Here is a 13,629-nt window from a genome sequence, read left to right as displayed (position 1 = left end):
GCGCTATTAGACGTCCGTTTCGGTCAGATCAGTCCCACTCGTTTCCGGTTCCGATGAGCTCGAAGGGACCGATCGGATGGTTGAACCCCTCCTTGAGCGCGGTATTGACCTGTTCTTCGGTCGCGATTCCTTCGTCGACCACGCGCTCGGCCTCCTCCATCAGGGCGAAGTAACAGCGGTTGGCGACGAACCCGTACTCCTCGGTCGTGTCCTCGATCGTGATGTACGTCTTATCGAGATCCTCAGCGATAGACTGAGCGACTTCGATCACCCGGTCGTCCGTCTGTGGTGCGCGGACGATCTCGACTAAGTCCATAACCGGGACCGGACTGAAAAAGTGCGTCACCGCGAATCGTGATCGGTCCTCGACTGCGTTTGCTAGGGCCGTGACCGACAGCCCACTCGTGTTCGAGAACAGCGGAATCCCCTCTGTGTGGTTGTCGATTTCGCGGAAAACGTCACCTTTGAGGGCGAGATCCTCGGGAACGGCCTCAAATACCGCGTCGACGTCGTCCAAGGCCTCATCGAGGTCGAGCGTGAAGGTGAGCCGGTCGAGTGTCGCATCGCGCTCCTCCGCTGTGATATACCCCCCTTCGACCGACGCCCCGAGTCCGTAGTTGCCGTTCTTGATTCGATCTTCCGTGTCCGCGAGTGCGTCCTCTTCTACGTCCCGAAGGTTGACGTCGTATCCTGCTTGCGCCAGAACCTGTCCGATGTCGCCGCCCATTATTCCGCCACCAACGACTGCCACTGATTCGATTGAATCCGACATTGTGTCCGGTAAATTGTAACAGGGGGCTATAATTTCTGCTAAAATATTATTGACAGTTTCGAACGGTACGAAATCGGGATACCGGCTATCTTAGCCGTAATACGGTACCATCGTCAGGGAACTCGCCCGGTTGGCTCTACCACCAGAACGGAACACCGATTCTCGATGGCGTATGTATAAGTCACGTCCCGGGAAATCCAGAATCAATGAGTTCCGCCGCCATTGCTGGCGTGTACGAACACCCAACGAGAGATGCACCGGACACGTCCGTAACGGAATTACACGCAGAGATTACTGCTGAAACGCTCGACGACGCGGGGTTGACGATCGACGACGTCGATGCCTACTTCACCGCAGGCGATCCAGCGGGGATGTTTTCGGTTTTATCGATGATCGACTACCTCGGTCTGGAGGACCTTTCTCATATCGAAGGCACCGACATCGGAGGATCGTCGTATGTGTCCCACCTCGGGCACGCTGCGTCCGCGATCGAAGCCGGAGACTGTGAGGTTGCGTTGTTAACGATGGCAGGGCGACCGCGGAACAGCTCTTCCCCGCCCGAAAACAAGACACCGGAAGCAGGATTCGAAGACCTGTATGGGCTGTCTGCTCCCGCCACGTATGCCCTCGCTGCCCGGCGACATATGCACGAGTTCGGGACAACTTCCGAACAGCTCGCGGAGGTTCGAGTCGCGGCGTCCCATCACGCGCAGTACAACGAAAACGCGATGTTTCAAGAGCCAGTGACTGTCGACGATGTCGTCGAGTCGCCGTTGGTCTGTGACCCGCTTCACCTCCTAGATTGCTGTGTCGTGTCCGACGGCGGAGGTGGGATACTCGTCGTGAGCGATGAGCGGGCAGCCGAACTTGAGCGGAAGTGCATCCCGGTCCTCGGCTGTGGCGAGGCTGTCAAACATCCACATGGCGGAGCTGTCGACCTGACATACACGGCTGCGGTCGACTCAGGTCCGAGAGCCTTCAGCGAGGCCGACGTCGATCACGACGACATCGACTACGCTTCGATCTACGACTCGTTCACGATCACGGTCGTCGAAACGCTCGAAGATCTCGGATTCTGCGAGAAAGGCGACGGAGGGTCCTTCGTCGAAGGAGGAACGCTCAAAGCCCCCGATGGGGACCTCCCGTACAACACTGACGGCGGAGGCCTCTGTAACAACCACCCCGGGAACCGCGGCGGGATGACGAAAGTGATCGAAGCAGTCAGGCAACTGCGCGGCGAGGCCGCGCCGGAGCTGCAAGTGCCCGATTGCGAGACGGCACTCGTCCACGGGACGGGCGGAAGCATCGGAACGCGTATGGGGAGCGTGACGGCGATCCTGGGGAGAGAGACCGTATGAGCGACCTCCTGAATCCGACGCCGCCGGTTCATCCCGAGACGGAGCCGTTCTGGGAGGCGACCGCCGACGGGCGTCTCCTGATCCGCCAGTGTCGAGACTGTGACGAATTCCATCACTATCCTCGCGCCCGTTGTCCGCACTGTTTCGGTGCCGACGTTATATGGGTCCAAGCAAGTGGTACCGGGACAGTCTACACGCACACTGTCGTCAGGCGTACGCGCGGTGAGTACGCCGACGCAACTCCCTACGTCCTCGCCTACGTCGAACTGGAAGAGGGCCCCCGAATGATGACTCATATCGTCGACTGTGATCCGAGTGCTATCTCTATCGGCCAAGAGGTCGCGGTTACGTTCACGGGAGGCGATGAATACGAAATTCCCCGCTTTGCGCCGGTAGATGAGCGTGGTCCGTAGTCAGATTCGACTTTCGGGAGGCGAAATGTAGCCGCAAGTACCGGAGCACAGGCCGTCGAAGAGACCGAGCCTCCTTCATTTCACCCAGTAGCGCTTGTTCCAGTTGCGACCATTCCACGAAATATGACCGTTAGCGACCGAAACACCTAACAGATATTGATCATCATATCTTTCTATGAGAGACGCTGTCATTGTTGATGCCGTCCGGACGCCGTTCGGGGCACACGGAGGGCTCCTGCGCGATACGCATCCCCAGGATCTCGCCGCCGAGCCGCTCAAAGCGTTGGAGGATCGGAACGGTTTCGATCCGGATATCGTCGACGACGTCATCTACGGCTGTATCACGCCCGTTGACGAACAGTCGAAGAATATTGGCCGACTCGCCCCGATGGTCGCCGGGTGGGGCGATGGGATCCCTGGCGTGCAACTGCACCGATTCTGCGGCTCGGGGCAACAGGCGGTTAACTTCGCCGCCGCAAATGTTGAATCCGGACGACAGGACGTCGTCGTCGCTGGCGGCGTCGAGCATATGACCCGAATCCCGATGGGTTCCGACGGTGAGCTGTCCGATATGTCCGATACCTACTACGAGGAGTTCGACGAAATCACCCACCAGGGAGAGGGAGCAGAACGGATCGCGGAAAAATACGATCTGACCCGAGAGGATGTCGACCAGATCGCAGTCGACTCCCAGAAACGGTGGAGCGAGGCGTGGGAAGCGGGCTACTACGATAATCAGGTCGTCCCCGTCGAAACCGAAGTCGACGGTGAAGCGGTCACGGTGGAACGAGACGGGAATCCCCGGCCGGGAACTGATATGGAGACGCTGTCGGAGTTGCCGCTGGCGTTTCGGGAAGAAGGAAACGGAGTCCATCACGCAGGGAACTCCTCCGGTATCGTTGATGGATCTTCAGCCGCGCTCATTACGAGCCGAGAGATCGCAGAAGAGCGTGGGTGGGATCCGTTAGCGAAAATACGCGAAACGCAAGTCGTCGGAGCCGATCCGCTGTTGAACCTGACGGGGCCGATTCCGGCAACCGAAGAGGTGATGGCCAAATCGGATCTCGATCTCGAAGATATCGATCTGTTTGAAGTCAACGAGGCGTTCGCGTCTGTCGTAGGGGCGTGGTTGGAAGAAACGGGCGTTCCGTGGGAAAAGACGAACGTGAACGGGGGTGCAATCGCCCACGGCCATCCTCCAGGAGCAACCGGAACGATGCTTCTCGGGAAGCTCGCACACGAACTTGAACGAACGGGGAACGACTTTGCGCTTTCAACGATGTGTATCGGCTACGGTCAGGGGATCGCCACCATCATCGAACGTCTCTAGCTGAGGGCGCGCCGTCACAGTGACTGTTTCTCCGACTGCACGTACGACGACCCTGTCGCCACGAGACGGTAGTTCAGCTGTCAGAGCGGTATGAGCGGATGTAACGCCCTATTTGCCCTCGAACTCCGGATCACGTTTCTCGGCAAATGCGGTCATCCCTTCGCTGGCATCCTCGGTGGCTAACAATAGCTCGCCAACCTGCTGATCGTGCGCAACGCCTTCTTCGACGCCGACTTGCGTCGAAAGCTGGGTCGACTTCTTCACCTCTTGAACGGCAAGCGGAGCCTTCGATGCGATGGTTTCTGCGAGCTCTTCGACTTCTTCGTCGAGGTCTTCTCTCTCGAACGTATCGTTTACTAATCCGTAGGAGTCCGCCTCCTCCCCGGAGAACCGTTTCGCCGTCATAGCCAGTTCGTTGGCAACCGCAGGTCCCGCTATTGCCGAGGCGTACTGGATACCGCCCATTCCGGGAATGATCCCGAGGTCGGCTTCGGGAAAGCCCAGCGTGCTGTCTGTACTGGCATACCTGAGATCGCAAGCCAATATCGTCTCCAGTCCGCCGCCGAGACAGTATCCGTGAACCTTCGCAATAACCGGTGCGGGGAAGTCGCGGATGAATTTCGTCATCGGACGTTCGGAGGACCCGCCAGCCGCTTCATCAGAGAACTCGTTGACGTCCGCACCGGCGCAGAACGCCTTCTCCCCCGCGGCTTCGAGCACGACCACTCGGAGCGAAACCCCGTCGGTGTTGTGGGATTCTAACTGCTCCAACCCGGTGATGATATCCGACCGCAACTGAGCATTCAACGCGTTCATCGAGTCGGGGCGATTCAGCGTGAGCGTTCCAATACCGGTATTTTCGTCAAAATCAACTAGGACGGTCTCTAACTCATCCATATCCAGGCCAATAACCTCCTGGTAAATTTTTTTATCGGTTGTCGATCGGTCCCGCTCGGAGCGAGGCCGCTTCATCAGCATCTTCTCGCGGATTATTCCTCCGAACAGGATCGACAATATGGTAGCGTTACAAGTCTTCACCCACTCACTCGATCGCACGCTGTCGTGCGATCGATGTGTCATCAGTTGCAAACGCTACTATCGCACCGCAAAGTCAGAGGCTTGTGAACAAGAGCCATAGATCCGAAATACGTATACGGTAGGCAACGAGACTCGACCACGTTAGTATGCATACTCGTTCGACAATCGAGATTCCCAGAGTGGACGAACTAGCCAGAATCGGTGCAGAAAACAATCCGAACGGTGTCGCGTTCAGTGACGCACACCGTGATCTCACATGGGAGAAGTTCGATGCGGAGAGTACGCGAGCGGCGAATGCATTTCGACACCATCTCACACAGGGCGACCGCGTTGCATTCATCTGCCAGTCGTCAGTCGATCACATCGTGATGATGCAGGGTGCCTCGAAAGCCGGGGCAATCCCTTCGAACCTACACGTACGTGCGTCACCAGATACGTTCCGTTACTGTATCGATACGCTCCGCCCACGGGTCGTCGTCATCGACGAAAAGTTCTCTGAGCGCTTCGCGAATCGAATCTATCCTGAACTCGAAACGGACATCTCAGCGGTAGTCACCACGGGTGAACCGATGCAACCGTACGAGCAACCGTACAGTGAGTTCCTCAGTGAAGGAAGCGAGAAACCGGTCGACATCCGGATCCGTGAAGAGGACACCGCCGCAGTATGGTGGACCTCTGGAACGACAGGGAAACCCAAAGGCTGGTGTCACACTCATCGTGGTATTATGCTCAAAGCGACCAAGAGCGCGACGACAAAGATGCGAAATGCGCGCCGATTGATGGTTCTGGATCCGGGATTCGCCGCGTGGTGGGGAACGACGATGGCGACGATGCTCGCCACCGGAACCATCGTGTACCGTCAGGAGTGGAACCCCGAATCGGTACTCTCGCTGATCGAGGAGGAGCGGCTAACCCACGCTGGGTTCGTCACGACGATGTGGCGCGAGATCCTACGCCGTGATGACCTCGACTCGTATGATCTGTCGTCGCTCCAGCGAATCTTCTCGACCGGCGAAAAACTCGATCCGACGACGCTGTCGGAACTGGAAGAGCGGATTTGCGATACGATCAAGAACGGGTATTCCTCGACGGAAATCGTCGGCACTGAGATCACGAATCACGAGATGGAGGGCGACCGGATCGAAAGCGTCGGGAAGCCGATCATCGGACAGCAGTTGCGGATCATCGAAGAGGGAGGCGATCCCGATGACGTCGTCCCCGCGAACGAGATCGGCGAGATCATCATTAAAGGACCGGACGCGCCCGTGTGGGCGTGGGATGAGACCGAACGGACCGAGAAAGCATTTACCGACGGCTGGTGGTACTCCGGCGACCTCGGATACAAGGACGAAGATGGCTACCTGTATCTCGAAGGACGAGCTGACTTTATGATCACCTCGAAAGGGATGAAGGTGTTCCCGTCGCCCATCGAAGAGCGGCTGAACTCTCACCCAGGGGTCGAGGAATCGATCGTCGTCGGCATCGACGACGAGGAGTACGGCGAACGGGTAACTGCAATCGTAAAACGGACGGGAGAAGATGCCGACGTCGGTGCCGACGAACTCGACCAGTACTGCCTGGACAGCGACGAAATCGCTCGCTTCGAGCGGCCGCGCGCGTATCACTTCGTCGACCACCTCCTCCCGCGGACGGCAAGCGGGAAGCTCGATAGACAGAGCGCCATCCGGCAGTTCGAAGAGTAGCCGAAGGGCAGCCACACCGTGGGTTAGGAAGCGGCCCGCAGGCTCACAGCATCTGTTGTGCGGTAGTAGCGGTGCAATCGATCGCACGCTGTCGCCCGATCGAGTGAGTGATGACGTGCAAACACGACCGAAAACGTAGTGCGGCGAGTCTCGAAGAGAAGCTGTGAAAGTCCCGCAACTCGGCTCCCTGTTCGCGGGTCGGGTACGCGACTCCGTTATTCCACTCAGCGGAGGTCAAACGGCCAACTGCGTAGCTGAACACAACCCCGATAGAGACAAAATTTAAGTATCAGCACTCTAACGTCAGAATCGGAATGCCAAGGGATAACAAGGAATACACTCAGCAGCGTCGGAATTTTATCAAAATAATTGGCGGCACGGGAGCGATCGGCGGGTTGGCGGGATGTGGCGGTAATGGATCCGGTGACGGTGGGTCCGGCGGAGATGGGTCTGGTGGGAGTTCGGAAAATCTCGGTGAACCAGTCGAAGAGGTCAATATCGGTTACTGGACCGGAGTGCCAGGCGTTACCGGAGTCTTCGAATCAATCATCCCGACGGCGACCGATACCTTGTCTGAACTCGGTGTTTCGTTGAATGCACAGGGAAAGAGTTACCCAACGCAGATCTCTCAAATGGCGTCAGGGGAACGTGAAAGTGATATGGAACTTATGATTCACGGTACAAATCCGTTCCGCCTCGACCCGGATGAGATGCTACATCGATTCGGGATAGACCGTGTCGGTAACACCGGATCCGACAACCCCTCTGACTATCCAAACTGTGAATACACAAACACGGTCTACCAACAGAGCGTTGAGGGTCGGTCCGAAGAACGACAGGAGTTGATCAATCGGGCGATGGAGATCAGAAGTAACGAGTACTTCTCGATTCCGCTACTCAAATATCCGAACTTCGGCACATATAATTCCAGTACTGTGAATCTCAATGGGTTGGGATCGTGGGGTCTCACGTACGCGAATACGCATATGTGGCGGCAGTCGGAACCCACCTCGGGGGACTCGTTCACCAGCAGTCTCAATCCCACGGTGATCTCTTCGAGAAACTTCCTGACCCTCACGGCGGCCCCACATATTATGTTCTGGTCACACGGGATTCACCAACCCTTGACGATGTACAACGAGGACTTCGAGCTGATGAATGTTCTCGCTGAATCGGTCGAAGAGGCAAACGAAGGTCGAGAGGTGACTGTCACGCTCAAAGACGCGACCTTCCACAACGGAGACGAGATTACGGCGGAAGACGTCAAGTTCACCTTCGACCTCATTCTGGGGAACCCTGGCTCGTATCCACTGGCGAGAGAGCCACAGTACGACGAAATACAGGTCGTCGACGATAAGACGGTGAGATTCACGGGCGAGGACCCCGATATCTTACTCCAAACGGCTCGCCTCCCCAACTGGGGAATCCTTCACAGCGACTCTTGGAGAGAGGCGGGTGCGATGGAAAATCCCGGGGAGGCGCACCCGGATGAGATCATTGGGTCGGGACTCTGGCAAATAGAGAATTTCAATTCGAGCCAAGCGGTGCGTGTCTCACCGCACGAAGGCCATCCGATGTACGGGGAGGACGGGTGGTCTCCGGAGCACGAAATCATCCACGTTGGCTACGAGGGCGCGGAGGCAGCGATGCAGGCGTTCTTGGCCGAGGACTTGGATGTCGCGACAGATGCGTCCAGCAACGCGAGAGAGCGAATTAATGAGAACGACTGGGGAGAGTTCTCCGCGACCAATGGATGGGCGCCTGTCGTTATTTACCCCAACTGTTCGAGGGGGCCCTGTATGTTCCCCGAGTTCCGCCATGCGATCGGGAAAGCGATGAACCGCCAGCGGCACAACCAGCTGGCGTATGATGGGATGTCTGAACCGATCCTTCACTCGGAGATCTACGCTGATTCCTACCCTTACCTCGCGCCTGACGAGATGATTCCGGAGTTCACGGAAGACCCGACCGGTGATATCGAGGGCGCAAGGCAAGTTCTCAGCGACGCCGGGTGGGGATGGGACGACAACGGCAACCTGCATTACCCCCCGGATGCCGATCTCAGTCCGGTGTTTGAGCTGGGCGGCCGCCCCTCGCCGGATGAGTTCTCCTGTCTCACTGAGGAGGGCGGAGAAGTGGTGTATCAAGAGCCCTGAGCTACCTTTGCTCACCGGCAGGGACTCTTCTTGTAGATTTTCACCATCGCCTCCGCGGCAATCGTGCGCGCCGATCGGAGATCGAACGTAATATTTCCTCCTTCACTCTTGCGCCGGTTGTGTTTAGTTACGCGATAGCGGCCGAAAAACTGCTGAGGCGGGAATAGAAGGGGCCGCCGTCTCGACGAAGACGGGCGACGTAAGCCACGAGGCCGCGTTGCCGCCTCGCGGATACGAACGGGCGCTTCACGCCCGTGAGTAGAGACCGCAGGCGCGAACGCAGTGAGCGACAAGGACCGTGGTTCGAGAGAGCAAAGCTCTCTCGTCAGTGCCGGATGACGTCCGGCAGGCAGCCAGAACGCTCCGCGTTCTGGCCACATCACGAAGGGTGCTCTGCGTCTTTCGAACGACAGCGAGCCCATCGAGTCGAGACCGCGGGGGCTTCCACGGGCTTGTCTCCCCCGTTCACACCGAATCCACTCCTAACTAAACACTACCCTTGCGCCAGACCAAAGGATTATTTACGAAGGTTCTCATTGAGCGACTATGGCTAGGCGTACCTTACCATTCAACTATGAGGACAGTTTCCTCCTCCGGAATTTAGTTTCCGGCCTATCCAGAATGGCCGAGCAAAAAATAACGCTCATTCCGTCGATTTTCCTCTGTTCGGTGATCGCGCTCGGATTCGTTGGTCCCTACATCGCGCCCTATGGTTACCAAGAAACGATCATCAGGGGTGGAGACATCATCAAGACTGCCCAGCCGTCCCTGGCTCATCCTCTCGGAACGACTTCACTGGGCAACGACGTCTTATCCCGCGTCATCATCGGGGCGAGACCAACAGTTATTGCTGGTCTCTTGGGCGGAGGTATGGCTATTACAATCGGTATGACAATCGGAATTACCGCCGGCTACGTCGGCGGCCGCGTGGACAGTCTGCTGATGCGGTTCACAGATATGGCATACAGTATGCCGTTCATCCCGTTCGCACTTGTGATGTCGGCTATCTTCGGCATTGGATTTTACACGTCGATTCTCATTATCGGAATAATTCTCTGGCGAGGCAATGCCCGTGTCCTCCGCTCACAAGTCCTCCAAATCAAAAACCGACAGTTCGTCAAGACGGCCCAAGCGACCGGCGCGAGTACGCCGCATATCATCGTTCGCCATATTCTGCCAAACGTCGCACCGATGGCGTTCCTCTTTTTCGCTATTGCGATCGGGCTTTCTATCATTCTCCAGGCGAGTCTCGCATTCCTGGGCGCATCTAACCCGTTCTTGCCCTCGTGGGGGGTTATGCTGCGGAACGCCTACGATTCCGGATTTATGGCCAGACAGCTCGCGTGGTCTATGACGCCAGGACTCCTCATCGCCTTTACGGTCGTCTCGACGTTCCTGCTCGGACGCGAACTGGAATCTGAAGATAGCGAAGCAGCGATCGCACAGGGGTAGTTACTATGTCAAATCCAGTACTCGATGTGTCTGACCTCACGATCCAGTACAGTACAGATAGAGGCTCCGTGACCGCCGTCTCCGACGCCTCCTTTACAATTGACGAAGGTGAGTATTTCGGGCTGGTCGGAGAATCAGGGTGCGGAAAGAGTACGATCGCCCGTGCGGTTATGGGTGCGCTCGACGACAACGGACAGGTAACGTCCGGCACAATTCGCGTCAACGGAGAAGAGATCCAGGATTACTCCACCGAAGAGATGAACGAACGAATTCGGTGGAAAAAGATCTCGTTCATCCCTCAGAGTTCGATGAACAATCTTGATCCCCTTCTTCGGATTGAAAAACAGGCGAAAAAGCTCGCGAGTATCCACACGGATATGTCGCCAAACGAGGCCAGCGAGCGTCTCGCCGAGATGTTCGAGATCGTCGGCCTATCGAAGGCCAGAATCTCGGATTATCCCCATCAGTTCTCCGGCGGGATGCAACAGCGAGCTGTGATTGCAATGGCTCTGTTCCTCGATCCGGACCTGATCGTGGCCGATGAACCGACCACGGCACTGGACGTGATTATGCAGGATCAATTGTTCAAGTATCTGGATAACGTGCGGGAGGATCTGGATACGAGTATGATGTTGATCACCCACGATATGAGCATTATTTACGAAAACTGTAACAAATTGGCGATAATGCACTCGGGACAGGTTGCAGAGTACGGATACACGAACAATGTCTTAGCCAACCCCCGTCATCCCTACACGATCCAACTGAAGCAGGCGTTTCCGGACGTTCACAATCCCGACAAGGAACTCGGGACGGTCAAGGGCACCCCGCCGAAAACGATGGGCGAGGTCGACTACTGTACCTTCGCCGAAAGATGTCCGTGGGCGACGGAGGAGTGCGCTGAGGTTGCTCCGTCCCCTGAAGAGATTGGCGACAGTGACTTGCATACCGCAGCCTGTTTCAGACTCGATGAGGTGTACCGGGACGAATACGCTGGCGAGCAGGCTGTGCAAGACCAGCAGAAACAGGGAGGTAGTCTGTAATGTCGACTGCTCGCCCCATCCTCGAAGTCGAGAACTTGAAACGGTATTTCGACCAATCAACCAGTATCGTCGATACACTGCTGCGGAGAGATCGCGAACAGATACAAGCAGTAGACGACGTCTCATTCACGCTCCACGAGAACGAATCAATCGGAATCATCGGCGAAAGTGGCTGCGGAAAATCCACGCTGTTAGAAACCTTAATCGGATTGCAGGCCCCGACAGCGGGGAGAATACGATATAAGGGCAAGGATATGGCGGAGTTCGACAAAAGCGAGTTGAAGAGTTATCGGGGTGACGTCCAGATTATCTTCCAGGACCCGTTCAATACGCTGAATCCGAAGATGACGATTAAGGAATCGCTGGAAGAACAGCTGGGGATTCACGATATGGGGAATAAAGAAGAGCGGATACATAACACGCTGAAGGAGGTGGAGCTGAATCCCCCGGATCAGTACTTGGATCGAGTCCCCGATCAGCTCAGTGGGGGGGAGCTACAGCGCGTGGCGATCGCGAGAGCCCTGATCGTCGAGCCGAAAATCCTGCTTGCCGATGAACCCGCCTCGATGCTCGACGTGTCTACGCAAGCGTCCGTCTTGACCCTGCTCTCGGAACTGCGGGAGAAGCGTGACCTCGCGCTTATTTATATCTCTCACGACCTCTCGACAGTCTCGCACGTTTGTGATATCATCAACGTGATGTACCTCGGACGGATTGTCGAACGATCGGAGACGCGCGACCTTCTCGAAAGCCCGAAGCATCCGTACTCGCAGGCTCTGATTCAGGCAATTCCGTCACACAGTCTGGATCACGACCGCGAACGGACGAAGATCGAGGGATCGCCACGAGATCCGATCGATATGGGTGAAGGGTGCCGATTCCGGGACCGTTGTCCGGAGCGGATGGATATCTGCGAAAAGACGCCACATCTCGTCGAATCGGAAGGTCACGAGGCCGCGTGTCATCTGTACTACGACCACGAGGAGTACGAGAGTGAAACGGATGAAGTCGGGCAAGAAGTGGTGGGGGAGGTATGACGATGCTTGCATACACTGACTCAGTCGAGAGTGGGGGAATCGCCGACGGTGAGTTCCGTGATCCGTTCGGGGGTGAGTTCGTATGAGTAGCATCACCTACCTACTGAAGCGGACGGCACAGACTGTATTTCTGCTATTTGTAGTGCTCACGTTCCTCTTCTTCCTACTTCGATTGATGCCGGGGTCTATCACCTCGGTGCTGCTGGCGGATGGGGCGAGCGAGGAGGCGATCGCCGCGTTCGAGCGAAAGTGGGGGCTCAATCAACCGCTGTACGTGCAGTACTACCAGTACCTCAAGAACTTCCTTACGCTGGATATGGGTAACTCCCTGCAAAACGGCGAACCCGTCTGGGAGTATACGAAAGACCGCATTCTGAACACGCTCCTCCTCGGGGTGCCGGCGATCACGCTGGCGTACGTCCTCGGCACCCTCTTTGGCTCCTATATGGGCTTCGACAAGGGGTCGAAGATTGAACGGACGGGTCTGGTAAGCGTCCTCTTCGTCGGATCGTTCCCCAGTTTCTTCCTCGCGATGGTGATGGTCATTGTATTCGCGGGGATCTTGGGGATCTTCCCGACTGGTGGACTGGCATCCGTCGAGACGCTCACGACCGATATGGCGTGGTATGAGGTGTATCTCACGAAGGACTTCCTGTGGCACTGGACGCTACCAGCCGCGACGGTTGTCCTCCGGTATCTCTTCTTGCCGACGACGACGATGAGAACGAGCCTTACCGAAGTGTCTAATCAAGAGTTTATGTTCTATCACGAAGTCAGTGGGCTGCCTTCGACCGATCAACTGCGACGGCTCATTAGGCATTCGATCCTGCCGGTCATCACGCTCTATCCGATCTCGATCGCGCAGTCGATGAGTGGACTCGTCCTCATCGAAACGGTGTTCAATTGGCCCGGGATCGGATACACGATCGTCCAAGCGGTCTTCGCCAGGGACTTCCCCGTGTTGATGTTCCTGTTCTTCATCACTGCCGCGCTGGTGATTATCTCGAATTTCATCGTGGATATCCTGTATATGTATATCGACCCACGAATCTCCTTGGAGGAGGAGGCGTAGTTTCGACCTCCACGTTTGTCAGATGTGGGGACGACAAAACGTCCCCTTCGTATCCGAGAGCAGACCTCGAAGGCGTTGCAGATCGTCATAAACAGCCGTTTTTCGTTTCCAGCGGACGACTTGTCCGGTATCCTCGTCTCCCGTAAGAGCGCGCACGCGCCGCGTCTCGGTTCCCAATCGGTTCGAGCCGAGATTTTCACGATTGGACGCGGGCTGCTGTCCGCGAACAGGAGCGACAATGCATCGTGTTGTAGC

The 13,629-nt window shown here is 56.7% G+C and carries 11 protein-coding genes; 9 read left to right on the top strand and 2 right to left on the bottom strand.

Annotation, left to right across the window (positions count from 1 at the left end; translation table 11 throughout):
- Positions 1-28: 28 nt before the first annotated feature.
- A complete protein-coding gene (locus U5919_RS05320) occupies positions 29-772 on the bottom strand; it encodes a 3-hydroxyacyl-CoA dehydrogenase family protein (RefSeq protein ID WP_336022666.1) in 744 nt (247 codons plus the stop codon).
- 206 nt (positions 773-978) lie between these two features.
- Here U5919_RS05320 and U5919_RS05315 point away from each other — a divergent pair, with 206 nt between their 5' ends.
- The 3 genes from U5919_RS05315 (at position 979) to U5919_RS05305 (ending at position 3,873) form a co-directional block, all read left to right on the top strand.
- Positions 979-2,130 carry a thiolase domain-containing protein gene (locus U5919_RS05315; protein WP_336022665.1) on the top strand — a complete coding sequence of 384 codons (1,152 nt, stop codon included), beginning with the start codon at positions 979-981 and terminating at the stop codon, positions 2,128-2,130.
- Positions 2,127-2,543, top strand: a complete 417-nt coding sequence (locus U5919_RS05310) for a Zn-ribbon domain-containing OB-fold protein (protein ID WP_336022664.1) — start codon at positions 2,127-2,129, stop codon at positions 2,541-2,543. Before U5919_RS05315 ends, U5919_RS05310 begins: the two co-directional genes overlap by 4 nt.
- 175 nt (positions 2,544-2,718) lie before the next feature.
- On the top strand, positions 2,719-3,873 hold the full coding sequence (locus U5919_RS05305; protein WP_336022663.1) for a thiolase family protein: 1,155 nt from the start codon (positions 2,719-2,721) through the stop codon (positions 3,871-3,873).
- Between the two features lie 108 nt (positions 3,874-3,981).
- On the opposite strand, the gene U5919_RS05300 is transcribed toward U5919_RS05305, so the two are convergent.
- Positions 3,982-4,770 carry an enoyl-CoA hydratase/isomerase family protein gene (locus tag U5919_RS05300; protein ID WP_336022662.1) on the bottom strand — a complete coding sequence of 263 codons (789 nt, stop codon included), beginning with the start codon at positions 4,768-4,770 and terminating at the stop codon, positions 3,982-3,984.
- Between the two features lie 287 nt (positions 4,771-5,057).
- Here U5919_RS05300 and U5919_RS05295 point away from each other — a divergent pair, with 287 nt between their 5' ends.
- The 6 genes from U5919_RS05295 (at position 5,058) to U5919_RS05270 (ending at position 13,374) form a co-directional block, all read left to right on the top strand.
- Positions 5,058-6,614: a class I adenylate-forming enzyme family protein gene (locus U5919_RS05295; protein WP_336022661.1), complete on the top strand. Its 1,557-nt coding sequence runs from the start codon at positions 5,058-5,060 to the stop codon at positions 6,612-6,614.
- A 314-nt stretch (positions 6,615-6,928) separates the two neighbouring features.
- Positions 6,929-8,770 (top strand): ABC transporter substrate-binding protein, encoded by a 1,842-nt coding sequence (locus U5919_RS05290; protein ID WP_336022660.1) that lies wholly within the window; start codon positions 6,929-6,931, stop codon positions 8,768-8,770.
- Positions 8,771-9,316: 546 nt separating this feature from the next.
- Entirely contained in the window at positions 9,317-10,222 is a 906-nt protein-coding gene (locus tag U5919_RS05285) for an ABC transporter permease (protein WP_336022659.1), read from the top strand.
- Positions 10,223-10,227: 5 nt separating this feature from the next.
- On the top strand, positions 10,228-11,265 hold the full coding sequence (locus U5919_RS05280) for an ABC transporter ATP-binding protein (RefSeq protein ID WP_336022658.1): 1,038 nt from the start codon (positions 10,228-10,230) through the stop codon (positions 11,263-11,265).
- A complete protein-coding gene (locus U5919_RS05275; protein ID WP_336022657.1) occupies positions 11,265-12,302 on the top strand; it encodes an ABC transporter ATP-binding protein in 1,038 nt (345 codons plus the stop codon). Before U5919_RS05280 ends, U5919_RS05275 begins: the two co-directional genes overlap by 1 nt.
- A gap of 82 nt (positions 12,303-12,384) precedes the next feature.
- The gene (locus tag U5919_RS05270; RefSeq protein WP_336022656.1) at positions 12,385-13,374 is read left to right on the top strand and encodes an ABC transporter permease; all 990 of its coding nucleotides are present in this window, start codon (positions 12,385-12,387) and stop codon (positions 13,372-13,374) included.
- Positions 13,375-13,629 lie beyond the last annotated feature (255 nt).

Origin of the sequence: Halobellus sp. LT62 (assembly GCF_037031285.1) — an archaeon.
Taxonomy (GTDB): Archaea; Halobacteriota; Halobacteria; order Halobacteriales; family Haloferacaceae; genus Haloquadratum; species Haloquadratum salinisoli.
The sequence above is the reverse complement of the archived record's forward strand: the minus strand, read 5'-3'. Positions and strand labels throughout refer to the sequence as shown.